The 12,919-nt window shown below is 35.1% G+C and carries 12 protein-coding genes; 5 read left to right on the forward strand and 7 right to left on the reverse strand.

Annotated elements, in window-relative coordinates; translation table 11 throughout:
* Positions 1–15: 15 nt before the first annotated feature.
* The 4 genes from B3C16_RS03875 to B3C16_RS03890 form a co-directional block, all read right to left on the reverse strand.
* Positions 16–405 carry a hypothetical protein gene (locus B3C16_RS03875; protein WP_121313569.1) on the reverse strand — a complete coding sequence of 130 codons (390 nt, stop codon included), beginning with the start codon at positions 403–405 and terminating at the stop codon, positions 16–18.
* 183 nt (positions 406–588) lie between these two features.
* The gene (locus B3C16_RS03880) at positions 589–2,379 is read right to left on the reverse strand and encodes a sensor histidine kinase (protein WP_291128995.1); all 1,791 of its coding nucleotides are present in this window, start codon (positions 2,377–2,379) and stop codon (positions 589–591) included.
* 14 nt (positions 2,380–2,393) lie between these two features.
* Complete coding sequence (locus B3C16_RS03885) at positions 2,394–2,840, reverse strand: response regulator (RefSeq protein WP_121313571.1); 447 nt, start codon at positions 2,838–2,840, stop codon at positions 2,394–2,396.
* A 3-nt stretch (positions 2,841–2,843) separates the two neighbouring features.
* Positions 2,844–3,401, reverse strand: a complete 558-nt coding sequence (locus B3C16_RS03890; RefSeq protein ID WP_121313572.1) for a helix-turn-helix domain-containing protein — start codon at positions 3,399–3,401, stop codon at positions 2,844–2,846.
* Between the two features lie 255 nt (positions 3,402–3,656).
* Between B3C16_RS03890 and pyrF the strand changes: the two genes are divergently transcribed.
* Both pyrF and B3C16_RS03900 read left to right on the forward strand, forming a co-directional pair.
* Entirely contained in the window at positions 3,657–4,472 is an 816-nt protein-coding gene (gene pyrF, locus B3C16_RS03895) for an orotidine-5'-phosphate decarboxylase (RefSeq protein ID WP_291128999.1), read from the forward strand.
* 6 nt (positions 4,473–4,478) lie between these two features.
* On the forward strand, positions 4,479–5,288 hold the full coding sequence (locus B3C16_RS03900; RefSeq protein ID WP_291129000.1) for an ABC transporter substrate-binding protein: 810 nt from the start codon (positions 4,479–4,481) through the stop codon (positions 5,286–5,288).
* 168 nt (positions 5,289–5,456) lie between these two features.
* On the opposite strand, the gene B3C16_RS03905 is transcribed toward B3C16_RS03900, so the two are convergent.
* A complete protein-coding gene (locus tag B3C16_RS03905) occupies positions 5,457–6,167 on the reverse strand; it encodes a DUF4197 domain-containing protein (protein ID WP_291129135.1) in 711 nt (236 codons plus the stop codon).
* Positions 6,168–6,396: 229 nt separating this feature from the next.
* On the opposite strand from B3C16_RS03905, the gene B3C16_RS03910 reads away from it, so the two are divergent.
* Positions 6,397–9,822, forward strand: coding sequence for a methylmalonyl-CoA mutase family protein (locus B3C16_RS03910; protein ID WP_291129002.1), 3,426 nt, complete (start codon positions 6,397–6,399; stop codon positions 9,820–9,822).
* A gap of 46 nt (positions 9,823–9,868) precedes the next feature.
* Here the strand turns inward: B3C16_RS03910 and B3C16_RS03915 are convergent, their stop codons facing one another.
* Positions 9,869–10,015 carry a hypothetical protein gene (locus B3C16_RS03915; RefSeq protein WP_291129004.1) on the reverse strand — a complete coding sequence of 49 codons (147 nt, stop codon included), beginning with the start codon at positions 10,013–10,015 and terminating at the stop codon, positions 9,869–9,871.
* A 161-nt stretch (positions 10,016–10,176) separates the two neighbouring features.
* On the opposite strand from B3C16_RS03915, the gene B3C16_RS03920 reads away from it, so the two are divergent.
* Together B3C16_RS03920 and B3C16_RS03925 are read left to right on the forward strand one after the other, a co-directional pair.
* A complete protein-coding gene (locus B3C16_RS03920; RefSeq protein ID WP_121313576.1) occupies positions 10,177–10,674 on the forward strand; it encodes a hypothetical protein in 498 nt (165 codons plus the stop codon).
* Positions 10,675–10,982: 308 nt separating this feature from the next.
* Positions 10,983–11,558 (forward strand): sigma-70 family RNA polymerase sigma factor, encoded by a 576-nt coding sequence (locus B3C16_RS03925; RefSeq protein WP_291129008.1) that lies wholly within the window; start codon positions 10,983–10,985, stop codon positions 11,556–11,558.
* 53 nt (positions 11,559–11,611) lie between these two features.
* On the opposite strand, the gene B3C16_RS03930 is transcribed toward B3C16_RS03925, so the two are convergent.
* Complete coding sequence (locus tag B3C16_RS03930; RefSeq protein WP_121313578.1) at positions 11,612–12,871, reverse strand: aminotransferase class I/II-fold pyridoxal phosphate-dependent enzyme; 1,260 nt, start codon at positions 12,869–12,871, stop codon at positions 11,612–11,614.
* Between the last annotated feature and the right edge of the window lie 48 nt (positions 12,872–12,919).

Raw genomic sequence — 12,919 nt, forward strand, 5'->3', positions numbered from 1 at the left:
TTTTAATATTTTATTCTAAAAAAAAGCTATTGTATTGTCTGATAGTTTGGGCTGCGCCGGTCTTTGTATTCTTCCTTTCGGATTGTAAGGATACATTTTTCTGTGCGTTTTTATCAACTGTTCGGGATTGTCACCCTCAAAATCAGTGAGTATAACTCTTTCTTTTTTGTAAAGTGAATAGCCACCATAATTTGGAGGAAGTTGCGTGTTGGTTACCCATTCATTATTTTCTTGATAGTGGAATACTTCATTTTTCATATCATAATAAGCTTCCATATTGGGAAAATAAAAGTAACGCAGTTCGCAATTGGTTTGTGGGTCAATAGTCAGTTTTTTTTCTTCATTGACTTGGGCATTCGCTTGTAAAAGTGATAATGCGGTGAATAGTAGGATATAATTTTTCATGAGGCAACAATTTTATCGGTTTAACAATAAATTGGTATATTTTTTACACCACAAAGTTGCAATCGTTTGAATTATTTTGCGTTACAAGAATTCTCCAAATTGTTATAGAATTTCCATTACGGTCACAAAAAAATCCTACGCAAACTACATAGGATTTTAATATTTTAGAATGAATAAATTGTTTTAACAATCGTCGGAAAGGTAAATGGTAAACTTTGATCCTTCTTTTGGCTTGCCTTCTGCAAAAATATAGCCTTTGTGATTTTCGACAATCTTTTTACAAATAGCTAGTCCGATTCCGGTTCCTGCGTATTCATTTTTATTGTGCAGACGGTTGAACAGAATGAATATTTTTTCGGCATATTCTTGTTCGAAACCGATTCCATTATCTTCAAAAGTAATTTTATAGAATTTGTCTTTGGTCTTTTTCGGAATCAAGTCTTCTTCCAGCGCTACTACTTTTTTAGAAGAAATTTTAATTTTTGGAGTTATATTTTCTTTACTGTATTTCAAAGAATTCCCAATTAAATTAATAAATAATTGTTGAATTTGGAAAGGAATCACAGTCATTTTAGGTAGCTTTTCACTCTCAATCTCCGCGTTTTTTTCTTCTATTGATTGTGCCAAATCGAATTTGGCATTTTCTAATAAGTCACTGAGATTTACTTTTTCAAAAACCTTTTCTGTTTTATTCGCTCTCGAATATTGAAGCAAATCGTCTATCAATATTCTCATTCGGTCAACCGAAGAATGGATTCGGGTAATGTATTCTTTTCCATTATCAGAAAGGTGGTCATATTCTTTATCGGAAAGTCTTGAAATAAAAGTTTGAATTTTTCGCAAAGGTTCCTGCAAATCATGACTGGCAACATAGTTAAACGCTAATAGTTCTTTGTTACTGGCTTCGAGTTCTATGTTTTGTTGTTCCAACGATAAAGAAGCTAAAACTTCCTCAGTTACATCACTAGTAGTTCCGATTAAGATTTTTTGACCGGATTTATTGGTTACAATTCTACCGGTAGTCCTAAAGTAAAGTAACTTTTTGTCTTTAGCGATGATTCTATAGGTGAAAGGCGGTAAATTATCTTTTTCCAGTCTATCGGATGTGATGCCTTCAAAATAGGACTTGTCTTCTGAATGAACATATTTCAAAAAATCTTCTTGCCCATTTTTAAACGATTGCGGTTCACATCCCAAGAGGCGATAAATATTATCTGAAAAAGTATATTCGTGGCTGTCAATATTGAGTTGCCAACTACCAAAACTACCCACAATTTCAGCTAAGTTACTCGACTCATTTAAGACTGTTAAACGGTTGTTTGATAATTGTAATTTTTCTAAATCTCGAGTAATTCTGATATAAGAGATGGAGATTAAAACTAAGGTTATCAGTAAAGTGACGTAAATAAAAATAGGCGTAACCTTGATAGTGTCTTTATAACTTAACTCTCTTAATTTTAAGTTTTTTTTCTCCAATAGAATCATAGAGTTCACTTGACTGCGAACACTATCCATGGTATGTTTCCCAATAATGAGTTGTTCTTTTAATTTTTTGTCATCCAGCTTTCTATTTAAAGAAAGATGCAACGTTTTAGAAAGATAGTTTTGTCTTTTACTGATGTATAATTGTAGTTTTCTCAAGTTGTTTTCCTGAGCCGGATCATTTTTAGTATAGCTTTTTACAATTTTAAAAGAACGATCAATTTTTTCTTTCGAACTCAGATAAGGTTCTAAAAAAGTAGAATCTTTTGTAATCAAAAAACCACGTTGGCCGGTTTCGGAATCTTTTAAATAGGAGAACAACCGTTCCAATTCCAGATTTACATCATAGGAATGGTTAACCCATTTAGAGGAATTATTTAATAGATTGATGTGTTTAAAAGTAACTGCGGAAATAAAAAAGATAGCAAAAATAGAAACCACAAAAATGCTTTTGAGAAAAATAGGAGATTTATAAAATGCATTTAGTTTCATGGTTTTGGTTCTTTTTACATGCGTAATAAAAAATTATCTTTATTCAATCCCGATGTATGGTATTGCCAATTAATCGTTACAACATCAGACAGTACTTTTTTCAGCGTAGCAAAATCACTTGGCTTTTTGATATAAATATTTGCACCTCTGACAAAGGTTTCTTCTATGTGTTCTTCAGAGGAAGAAGTAGAAAAAATAGCAATGGCAATATCATTGAACTTTTCGTCCATTTTTATTTCATCAAGACATTCGATACCGTTTTTTCTCGGCATGTTTAAATCCAGAAATAGGACATTGGGCAAAATAGCATCGGGTTTGTTAAGATAATTCATCAATTCAACACCATCATTAAAGGTGTTGACTTTGGTATTGATTTTTAATTCATCAAACGCATCGGTAAAAAAGAGCCTGTCATCTTCATCGTCATCCGCCAAAATGATGTGTATATATTCCTTATCCATAAATTATTTTTTGTTAGCAATCTCTCTTCTCTTGGTTATAATTCTTTGAAAAGCCGATGGTGTAATACCAGTGACGTTTTTAAATTGAGTACTCAAATGGGCAACACTCGAATAATTTAATTTAAAAGCAATTTCTGTTAAACTTAAATGGGCACTCACAATGAGCTGCTTGGCATATTCAATTTTTTGCATAATGATGTAATTCTCTATTGAAGTATAGGTTACATCTGAAAACAAATTGGAGAGATAGCCATAGCTGTGACTCAATTTTTCGGCAAGATAAACAGAGCTTTTGACATTTACTAATTCCGGACTATGAATCATCTCAATGATGGTATCTTTCATTTTTTGAACCAAAATTGTTTTTTGATTTTCAATAATATCAATACCGTATTCTTTGAGTTCTTCTGTGAACTCGGTAAACTTTTGAGTATCGGTTTTTTCCAAGATTTCAACTTCACCAAAGCCAAGTACTCGGTGTTTTATGCCAAACTTAAGAAGTTTATCGTCTAAAACTCTTCGACAAACAGCATTAAAGTCAAATTTGATAAAGATTTTCATAAAAAGATTTGGATTATTTTTAGCCTGTAAAAGTAACAAAATATTTCCATCAAAAAAGCCGTAAATAAATACGGCTTTTTTTTCTCTCTAACCCCAACTTTTATTATTTGCGATAATAATTAAGGCATTACTTATTATCAGCATTACAAATTTATTTCAGAGTCACGGTAAGCTCGTTATATAATTTTCAAGGAAGTTTATAAAATTATCACATTGTGCAATCCAATTTGTAACTTTGCACAACAACTACAAAAAATGACAACACAGCAACTCGTTCAACAAATCCGCCAAAAAAAATCTTTCCTTTGCATAGGTTTGGATGTCGATTTAACAAAGATTCCGCAACATTTATTGGCTCTCGAAGATCCAATATTTGAATTCAACAAAGCCATAATTGACGCGACTCATGATTTATGTGTTTCTTATAAACCTAATACCGCTTTTTACGAAGCTTATGGTTTAAAAGGATGGACATCATTGCAAAAGACCATTAATTATCTTAACGAAAACCATCCTGAAATTTTTACGATAGCCGATGCCAAACGAGGCGATATCGGTAATACATCAACCATGTATGCCAAAGCTTTTCTGGAAGATTTAAATTTTGATTCAGTTACCGTTGCGCCATACATGGGGAAAGATTCGGTTGAACCGTTTCTTGCTTTTGAAAACAAACATGCTATTCTATTGGCGTTAACATCTAATGAAGGTGCTTTTGATTTCCAAACGAAAAGCATAGAAGGTTCTGCATTATACAAAACGGTAATCAAGACTTCTAAAACATGGAAGAACAGTCATAACTTGATGTATGTAGTAGGCGCTACCAAAGCAGAATATTTTGCCGAAATTCGTAAAATTGTACCCAATAGCTTTTTTCTCGTTCCCGGAGTTGGTGCCCAAGGCGGCAGTCTTTCGGAAGTTTGTCAATATGGAATGAATGATGATATTGGTCTATTAATTAATTCGTCTCGTGGTATTATTTATGCTTCCAGTGGAAAGGATTTTGCACAAAAGGCTAGGGAAGAAGCACTGAAATTGCAACAAGAAATGGAAGCCATCATGAAATTATAATCCAGCTTGAAAACTTTCACAGACCAATTCGGAACAACGCACACTTTTGCATCAACACCAAAGCGAATAGTTTCTTTAGTACCATCTCAAACAGAATTGTTATATGATTTGGGTTTGGAAGAAAGTATTGTAGGTGTTACTAAATTTTGCGTGCATCCTTTTCATTTTAAATCAACAAAAAAAATCATTGGCGGTACCAAAAAAGTACATTTCGAAAAAATTCGTTTGTTGCAACCTGATATTATCATTGCCAATAAAGAGGAGAATACTCAAGAGATAGTTGAAGCATTATCAAAAATTTGTCCGGTTTGGGTTACTGATATCATTACGCTGGATGATAATTTGAAAATGATGGAAGATTTTGGTTTGCTTTTCAACAAAAGAATTGAAGCGCAGAAATGGATAGACAAAATCAATTTTGCTTACGCCAATTTTCAACATTTCATCCAAGACAAAGAAGTCAATAAAGTAGCTTATTTTATTTGGGCAAATCCTTATATGGTAGCAGCTGGAAATACTTTTATCAATGAGTTATTAAAGTTGAATAAATTTGAAAACATTTATGACAATAATCCAAAATACGAAGGAAGATATCCTGAAGTGATTGTGCAGAAAATGCGAATTCAAGGCGATCCTGATTTGGTGTTGCTTTCTTCAGAACCTTTCCCGTTTACTGATGAGCACGCCTTTGAATTAGGTCGTTTTACACATCATGCGAAAACTGTTTTTGTAGATGGAGAAATGTTTTCTTGGTATGGCAGCCGATTGGTAAAAGCCTTTGCTTATTTCAAAAAACTTCACGAAAAAATAGCGTAAAAAAAATGCCGATGCTTTCCCAAGCACCGGCGATTTTTTAACTAACCTAACCAAATATAATAAAAAACCAATTTATTATACAGCAAAGATAAGGTGTGTTTTAAAATTCTTATGTTAACGTTATGTTATACTTATGTTATTGATTTCTAAAATTTTAGAAACCCCTTATTACTTCTTATCTTGCAGAGCAAAAACTTTTTGCAATAAGGTTGAAGTTCTCGAATTCAAATTGGTTCTGATGTTTTTTTCTTCTACAGCAATCATTTTATAAACTCCTTCCAAAGCTTTATTTGTAGTGTAATCTGTTAAGTCTGGATTTACTTTTTTTACTAATGGAATCGAATTGTATTTGGAAATAATATTATTCCAAACTTTATCGGCACCCACTTTGGCAAAGGAGTTTTTAATTACCGGATTAAATTTGGCGTACAATGGCGTAGAGGTTGTAGTTTGTAAATAAGTCGTTGCCGAACTTTCATTACCCATCAAAATGTTTTTAGCGTCGGTAAAACTCATTTGCTTTACAGCATCTACAAAGATTGGAGTCGACTCTTTCACCGCATCTTCAGCAGCGCGATTCAGCATTTTGATTCCGTCATCGGCTAATGAACTTAAACCAATTTTTCTCAAAGCTTTATCCACTTTTTGTAATTCTTCCGGCATTAGGATTTTTACAGCTTCATTTTTATAAAAACCATCCATTGCGGTTAATTTGGATACTTGTTTAGATATTCCATTGTTGAGCGCTTCTTTTAGTCCGCCGGCAATGTCAAGCTGACCGGTTTGATTTAGTTCAGGAAATTGATTGGCTACTTGTTGTAGTTCTGCGCAGCTTAGCAAGCTATACGAGATTAAAAGAGCAAGGATTGTTTTAGTCATGTTGATTAAATTGTTTTTTTGGAATTGTTTCACCAGTTCGCTGGCACTGGTGTTGTGAATCTTAGTTTTCATAGAAAAGAATGGTAAAGATTTGAATGCCAAAGTTAAAAATAGATTAATAGGCAACTGTTAATATTTGTCTAAACTTGACAAAAATTATGCCATCAATTTACTGTGTAATTTTTATTAATTGCGTAAATTGCGGCACTTAAATTATCATATTCTCAAAATGGAACCACAAATCCCGTATATTCCTAAAAATAAAGTCAGAATTGTAACTGCAGCTTCTCTTTTTGATGGTCACGATGCCGCAATAAACATCATGCGACGCATCATTCAAGCGACCGGAGTGGAAGTAATTCACCTTGGTCACGACCGAAGTGTAGAAGAAGTTGTGAACACAGCCATTCAAGAAGATGCCAATGCTATTGCGATGACGTCTTATCAAGGCGGACACAATGAGTACTTTAAATACATGCACGATTTATTAAAGGAAAAAGGCGCAGGCCATATCAAAATATTTGGCGGCGGCGGTGGCGTAATTTTGCCTTCCGAGATTTCGGAATTGCATGAATATGGCATTACCCGAATTTATTCTCCGGATGATGGACGTTCTATGGGTTTGCAAGGCATGATTAACGATTTAGTAAAACAATCTGATTATCCTGTTGGCGATGAATTGAATGGTGAAATCAATCATTTGGAAGAAAAAAATCCAACGGCGATTGCTCGAGTGATTTCTTCGGCTGAGAATTTCCCTGATGTGGCCAAAGATACTTTGGACGCTATCCACAAGAAAAACGAAACAACTCACATTCCTGTTTTAGGAATTACCGGAACCGGTGGCGCCGGAAAATCGTCTTTAGTAGATGAATTAGTGCGCAGATTCCTAATTGATTTTCCTGAAAAAACTATCGGATTGATTTCAGTTGATCCTTCGAAACGCAAAACCGGTGGTGCTTTATTAGGCGACAGAATCCGTATGAATGCGATTAACAATCCTCGAGTTTATATGCGTTCGTTGGCTACACGTCAGTCGAATTTGGCTTTGTCTAAATATGTAAACGAAGCGATTCAGGTGTTGAAAGCCGCAAAATATGACATTATCATTTTGGAAACTTCCGGAATTGGTCAAAGTGATACGGAGATTTTAGAGCATTCTGATGTGTCGTTATATGTAATGACCCCAGAATTTGGTGCAGCAACGCAATTAGAGAAAATCGATATGCTTGATTTTGCCGATTTGGTTGCCATTAATAAGTTTGACAAACGAGGCGCTTTGGATGCGATTCGCGATGTGAAGAAGCAATACCAACGCAATCACAATCTTTGGGATACCAATCCTGATGAAATGCCGGTTATTGGAACCATTGCTTCCCAATTCAATGATCCCGGAATGAATACGCTCTACAAAAAAATCATGGATAAGATTGTAGAAAAAACCGGAGCCGATTTAAAATCGACTTTCGAAATCACTCGTGAAATGAGTGAGAAGATATTCGTAATTCCGCCACACAGAACGCGTTATTTATCGGAGATTGCCGAGAACAATCGAAAGTATGATGAGACGGTTTTAACGCAAGTTGAAGTTGCTCAAAAGTTGTATGGTATTTTCAAAACGATTGAATCGGTTGCAAAAAAACAAGCTGAAATTGACAAATCCGGAATTGAAGTTAACAGTTTGAATTTCAATGAAGATAATAAAGATTTCTTAAATCTATTGGTTAAAGAATTTGACCGAGTAAAAATGAACCTTGATCCGTTCAATTGGGAAATTATCCTGACATGGAATGACAAGGTAAACAAGTATAAAAATCCGGTGTACAGCTTTAAAGTGCGTGACAAGGAAATCAAAATTGAAACGCACACTGAAAGTTTGTCTCACTCTCAAATTCCAAAAGTAGCGCTGCCTAAATACCAAGCTTGGGGCGATATTTTAAAATGGAATTTACAAGAGAATGTTCCCGGAGAATTCCCATTTGCCTCAGGTTTGTATCCGTTCAAAAGAGAAGGCGAAGATCCAACGCGTATGTTTGCCGGAGAAGGCGGACCGGAAAGAACGAACCGTCGTTTTCACTATGTTTCATTAGGTATGCCGGCGAAGCGCTTATCAACTGCTTTTGATTCGGTGACTTTATATGGAAATGATCCTGATTTGCGTCCGGATATTTATGGAAAAATCGGTAATGCCGGTGTTTCTATTTGTTGTTTGGATGACGCGAAGAAATTGTATTCCGGTTTCGATTTGAGTCACGCCATGACTTCGGTTTCGATGACGATTAACGGTCCGGCACCGATGTTGTTAGGATTCTTTATGAACGCCGCCATCGACCAAAACTGTGAAAAATACATCATCGAAAACAATCTTCAAGTGGAAATTGAAGAGAAAATCAATGAAATTTATAAAGCTAAAAAAGTAGCGCGTCCTAAATACAACGGCGATTTGCCAAAAGGAAATAATGGTCTCGGCTTGATGCTTTTAGGTGTTACCGGTGACCAAGTTTTACCCAAAGAAATCTACGACGAGATTAAAATCAAAACCCTTACGCAAGTGCGTGGAACGGTTCAAGCTGATATTTTAAAAGAAGACCAAGCACAAAACACTTGTATTTTTTCGACTGAATTTGCTTTGCGTTTGATGGGCGATGTTCAGGAATATTTTATCCAAAAGAATGTGCGTAACTTTTATTCTGTTTCGATTTCAGGTTATCACATTGCCGAAGCAGGAGCGAACCCAATTACCCAATTGGCGTTTACGTTGGCGAATGGTTTCACTTACGTGGAATACTATTTAAGTCGTGGGATGAATATTAACGATTTCGGTCCTAACTTATCGTTCTTCTTCTCCAACGGAATTGATCCTGAATATGCGGTAATCGGTAGAGTAGCGCGTAAAATTTGGGCGAAAGCCATGAAACAAAAATATGGTGCCAACGAAAGAGCACAGATGTTGAAATACCATATCCAAACTTCGGGACGTTCGTTGCATGCTCAAGAAATTGACTTTAATGATATCCGTACGACTTTACAAGCTTTGTATGCGATTTATGACAATTGTAATTCATTGCACACGAATGCTTACGACGAAGCGATTACTACACCAACAGAAGAATCAGTGCGTCGTGCGATGGCGATTCAGTTAATCATCAATAAAGAATTGGGCTTAGCCAAAAATGAAAACCCAATCCAAGGTTCATTTATTATTGAAGAACTGACTGATTTGGTAGAAGATGCCGTTTTACAAGAGTTCGACAGAATCACAGAACGTGGCGGCGTTTTAGGCGCGATGGAAACCATGTACCAAAGAAGTAAAATTCAAGAGGAATCCTTGTACTACGAAACCTTGAAGCACACCGGTGAATTTCCAATTATTGGTGTAAATACTTTCTTGAGTTCCAAAGGTTCGCCTACAGTTGTTCCGCTTGAAGTTATTCGCGCGACGGAAGAAGAAAAGCAATTCCAAATCAAAACTTTGGAAACGCTTCATCAAGCCAATACCGGCATTGAAGAAGAACAATTGAATATGCTACAAGAAGCAGCCATTTCCAATAAAAACTTATTTGAAAGATTGATGGAAGCGACGAAGTATTGTTCATTGGGACAAATCACTTCGGCTTTGTTTGAAGTTGGTGGACAGTATAGAAGAAATATGTAAAAACAGACTTTTTATATATAACAAACCTCACAGCAATGTGAGGTTTTTATTTTTCGTCTTTATTCTCATTAAACTTTTTCACAATCGCTTTTAGCAGTTCGGCACGTGTCGCTTTCTTCGCTTTTTCCTTATCTTGCGCTTTGTGAAGTTTGTCGTTGTGCGCTTTGATATTTCTTGGATTGTTTCTTCCCATAGGGCAAAAATACATTTGATATTAAGAGGAAGACTGCGGGTGACAGTCAGGTATTTCCAAAGGTAGTTATATTTTACAATTATAAAAATTTCTTAAAAAGAAAGTTTGGCATCAATATTGAACTGAGCGAAATATCATTAATCATTTAAAACCTATATATTATGAAAAAGTTTACCCTTATTTTAGCTTTTATCGGAATGATAACGCTACAAAGTTGCAACACAAATGACGATATTGACAATGATACTATTGCAGAAGTATTTGAATATAGCAATGTGGATTTTTTACCAAATAACTACACGGTACTGCTCGAATATCCTCATCCTATTTTTACTTCTGACATGGTTTTAGTTTATCGTTTGTCAGATATAACTAATCAAGGAGATGATATATGGAAACCACTACCTGAAACCTTTTATTTTGATGATGGTACTTTAGATTTTAGATATGATTTTAATTTTACCCAATTTGATGCCGAAGTGTATATGGATGGTTTCGATTTGGCTGGATTATCTTCAAGTGTCAGATTAAATCAAGTGCTGAGAGTTGTCGTAATTCCTGCATTTTTGGGTAAAACCAGCAGTGTAGATTTGAATGATTATAATGCAGTAGTGAAAGCATATAACATTGACGAAAGCAAAATTATCAAAGTACAATAAATAATATTTTGCATAAGAATGAATTGAAGCGGACTTTTAGTCCGCTTTTTTTATGATTAATATGTAACTTTGATTGATAAAAAAAGATTTTATTTTGCGTCTTTTTGATGTTTCTCAGGTCTAATGGGTATAACATTAAAATTATATATCATGAAAACGAACGAAACTTGCACATGTCAATGTGCTTCATGCCAAGAATGTAACTGTACGAGTTGTACTTGTGAAAATTGTACTTGTACCAACTGTTCTTGTTAAATAACCAATAACCTTGTTGCTGACTGCAATAAGGTTGTTTTTTTTGTTTTATTATGAAGAAAGCTATTCTTTTATCAGATAATGATTCTTTTACTTCTGAATCTTTGTGGGAAGTTTATTCCAAAGATTTGAAACGATATGTCTTTAGCCAAATCAAAGATGAGGATACAACTAATGATGTGTTGCAAGAAGTTTTTATCAAAATTCATTTAAATATTGCTTCTTTACAAAAGAAGGAAAGTGTAAAATCATGGGTTTTTACAATTGCTCACAACACTTTGATGAATTTTTTGAATAAAAAATCCATACCATTTCCTATTGAAGATGTTGCCGATGATTTTTCTGCAGATGAAGAAATACATTCTGCCAAAAGCTGTTTGTTACCACTTATAAAAAATCTACCCGAAAAATACAGTGAACCTTTATTGTTAAGCGAAATCAAAGGAAAAAAACAATCGGAAGTCGCTAATTTATTAGGTATTACACTTTCCGGTGCCAAATCAAGAATTCAAAGAGGTCGAAAATTACTCCAACAAGGCTTTATGGATTGTTGTCATTACAAACTCAACAACGATGGTTTCTTAGTAGGTGAACATCAAGATAAAGCCGATTGCAAAATGTGTAAATAAAAAAGCCATCCTTTTTTAGGATGGCTTTTCAATTATAAATAGATGTAAATTATTTAAGTTACGTCAACTGTAGTCGCCTCAGCAATCTTTTTATAAGTACCATTGACTAATTTCTCATAAATAGCATCAAATGCCGTAAGCGTTTCCTCGATATCAGCTAAAGTATGAGAAGCCGTTGGAATCATTCTCAACAAGATAATCCCTTTTGGAATAACCGGATAAACTACGATTGACAAAAAGATACCGTAGTTTTCTCTTAAATCATTCACCATAACCATTGCTTCCGGAATAGAACCTTCAAGATATACCGGCGTTACACAAGTATTAGTGTCGCCAATGTTGAATCCGTGCGCTTTTAATCCGTTTTGTAAAGCGTTCACGTTTTCCCAAAGTTTGTCTTTCAATCCCGGATTGTCTCTCAACAATTGCAATCTTTTCAGCGCCCCAACGGTTTGAATCATTGGTAAAGCTTTGGCAAACATTTGCGAACGTAAATTGTATTTTAAATAATCGATAATGTCTTTGTCTGCCGCCAAGAACGCTCCGATACTTGCCATTGATTTGGCAAACGTAGAGAAATAAACATCAATTCCGTCCTGACAGCCTTGTTCTTCACCAGCTCCGGCACCTGTTTTACCAAGAGTTCCAAAACCATGAGCATCATCCACTAACAAACGGAAATTGTATTTCTTTTTCATTTCCACAATTTCTTTCAACTTTCCTTGTTGGCCACGCATACCAAAAACACCTTCGGTAATGAAAAGAATTCCACCACCTGTTTCAGTTGCCATTTTGGTCGCACGTTGAAGATTTTTCTCCATGCTTTCCAAATCGTTGTGTTTGTAAGTGAATCGTTTACCCATGTGCAAACGCACACCGTCAATGATACAAGCGTGAGCATCAACATCGTAAACAATAATATCGTTTTTGGTCACCAAAGCGTCAATACATGACATGATTCCTTGGTAGCCAAAGTTTAATAAATAAGCCGCTTCTTTTTGAACAAAAGCAGCCAATTCGTTTTCTAATTGTTCGTGAGCATCGGTATGACCACTCATCATGCGAGCGCCCATTGGATAAGCCGCGCCGTATTGAGCAGCAGCATCTGTATCGGCTTGACGAACCTCAGGATGATTGGCTAAGCCTAAATAGTCATTCAAACTCCAGTTCAAAATATCTTTTCCGTGGAATTTCATTCTTGGCCCTAATTCGCCTTCCAATTTTGGAAATACATAATAACCTTCGGCTTGAGAAGCCCATTTTCCTAAAGGACCTTTATTGTTTTGTATTCTTTCGAATAAATCTTTTACCATTGTAAAGTGTATTTAAAAACGAGGCAAAAGTAAATATAAATTTAGTTT

It is taken from the genome of Flavobacterium sp. UBA7682 (assembly GCF_002482945.1).
Taxonomy (GTDB): Bacteria; Bacteroidota; Bacteroidia; order Flavobacteriales; family Flavobacteriaceae; genus Flavobacterium.

Excerpts from the sequence above, each read along its gene's own strand:
- B3C16_RS03890 (WP_121313572.1), bottom strand. The coding sequence starts at position 3,401 with ATGAAAATCTTTATCAAATTTGACTTTAATGCTGTTTGTCGAAGAGTT.
- B3C16_RS03885 (WP_121313571.1), bottom strand. The coding sequence starts at position 2,840 with ATGGATAAGGAATATATACACATCATTTTGGCGGATGACGATGAAGAT.
- pyrF (WP_291128999.1), top strand. The coding sequence starts at position 3,657 with ATGACAACACAGCAACTCGTTCAACAAATCCGCCAAAAAAAATCTTTC.
- B3C16_RS03875 (WP_121313569.1), bottom strand. The coding sequence starts at position 405 with ATGAAAAATTATATCCTACTATTCACCGCATTATCACTTTTACAAGCG.
- B3C16_RS03925 (WP_291129008.1), top strand. The coding sequence starts at position 10,983 with ATGAAGAAAGCTATTCTTTTATCAGATAATGATTCTTTTACTTCTGAA.
- B3C16_RS03920 (WP_121313576.1), top strand. The coding sequence starts at position 10,177 with ATGAAAAAGTTTACCCTTATTTTAGCTTTTATCGGAATGATAACGCTA.
- B3C16_RS03905 (WP_291129135.1), bottom strand. The coding sequence starts at position 6,167 with ATGACTAAAACAATCCTTGCTCTTTTAATCTCGTATAGCTTGCTAAGC.
- B3C16_RS03930 (WP_121313578.1), bottom strand. The coding sequence starts at position 12,871 with ATGGTAAAAGATTTATTCGAAAGAATACAAAACAATAAAGGTCCTTTA.
- B3C16_RS03910 (WP_291129002.1), top strand. The coding sequence starts at position 6,397 with ATGGAACCACAAATCCCGTATATTCCTAAAAATAAAGTCAGAATTGTA.
- B3C16_RS03880 (WP_291128995.1), bottom strand. The coding sequence starts at position 2,379 with ATGAAACTAAATGCATTTTATAAATCTCCTATTTTTCTCAAAAGCATT.
- B3C16_RS03915 (WP_291129004.1), bottom strand. The coding sequence starts at position 10,015 with ATGGGAAGAAACAATCCAAGAAATATCAAAGCGCACAACGACAAACTT.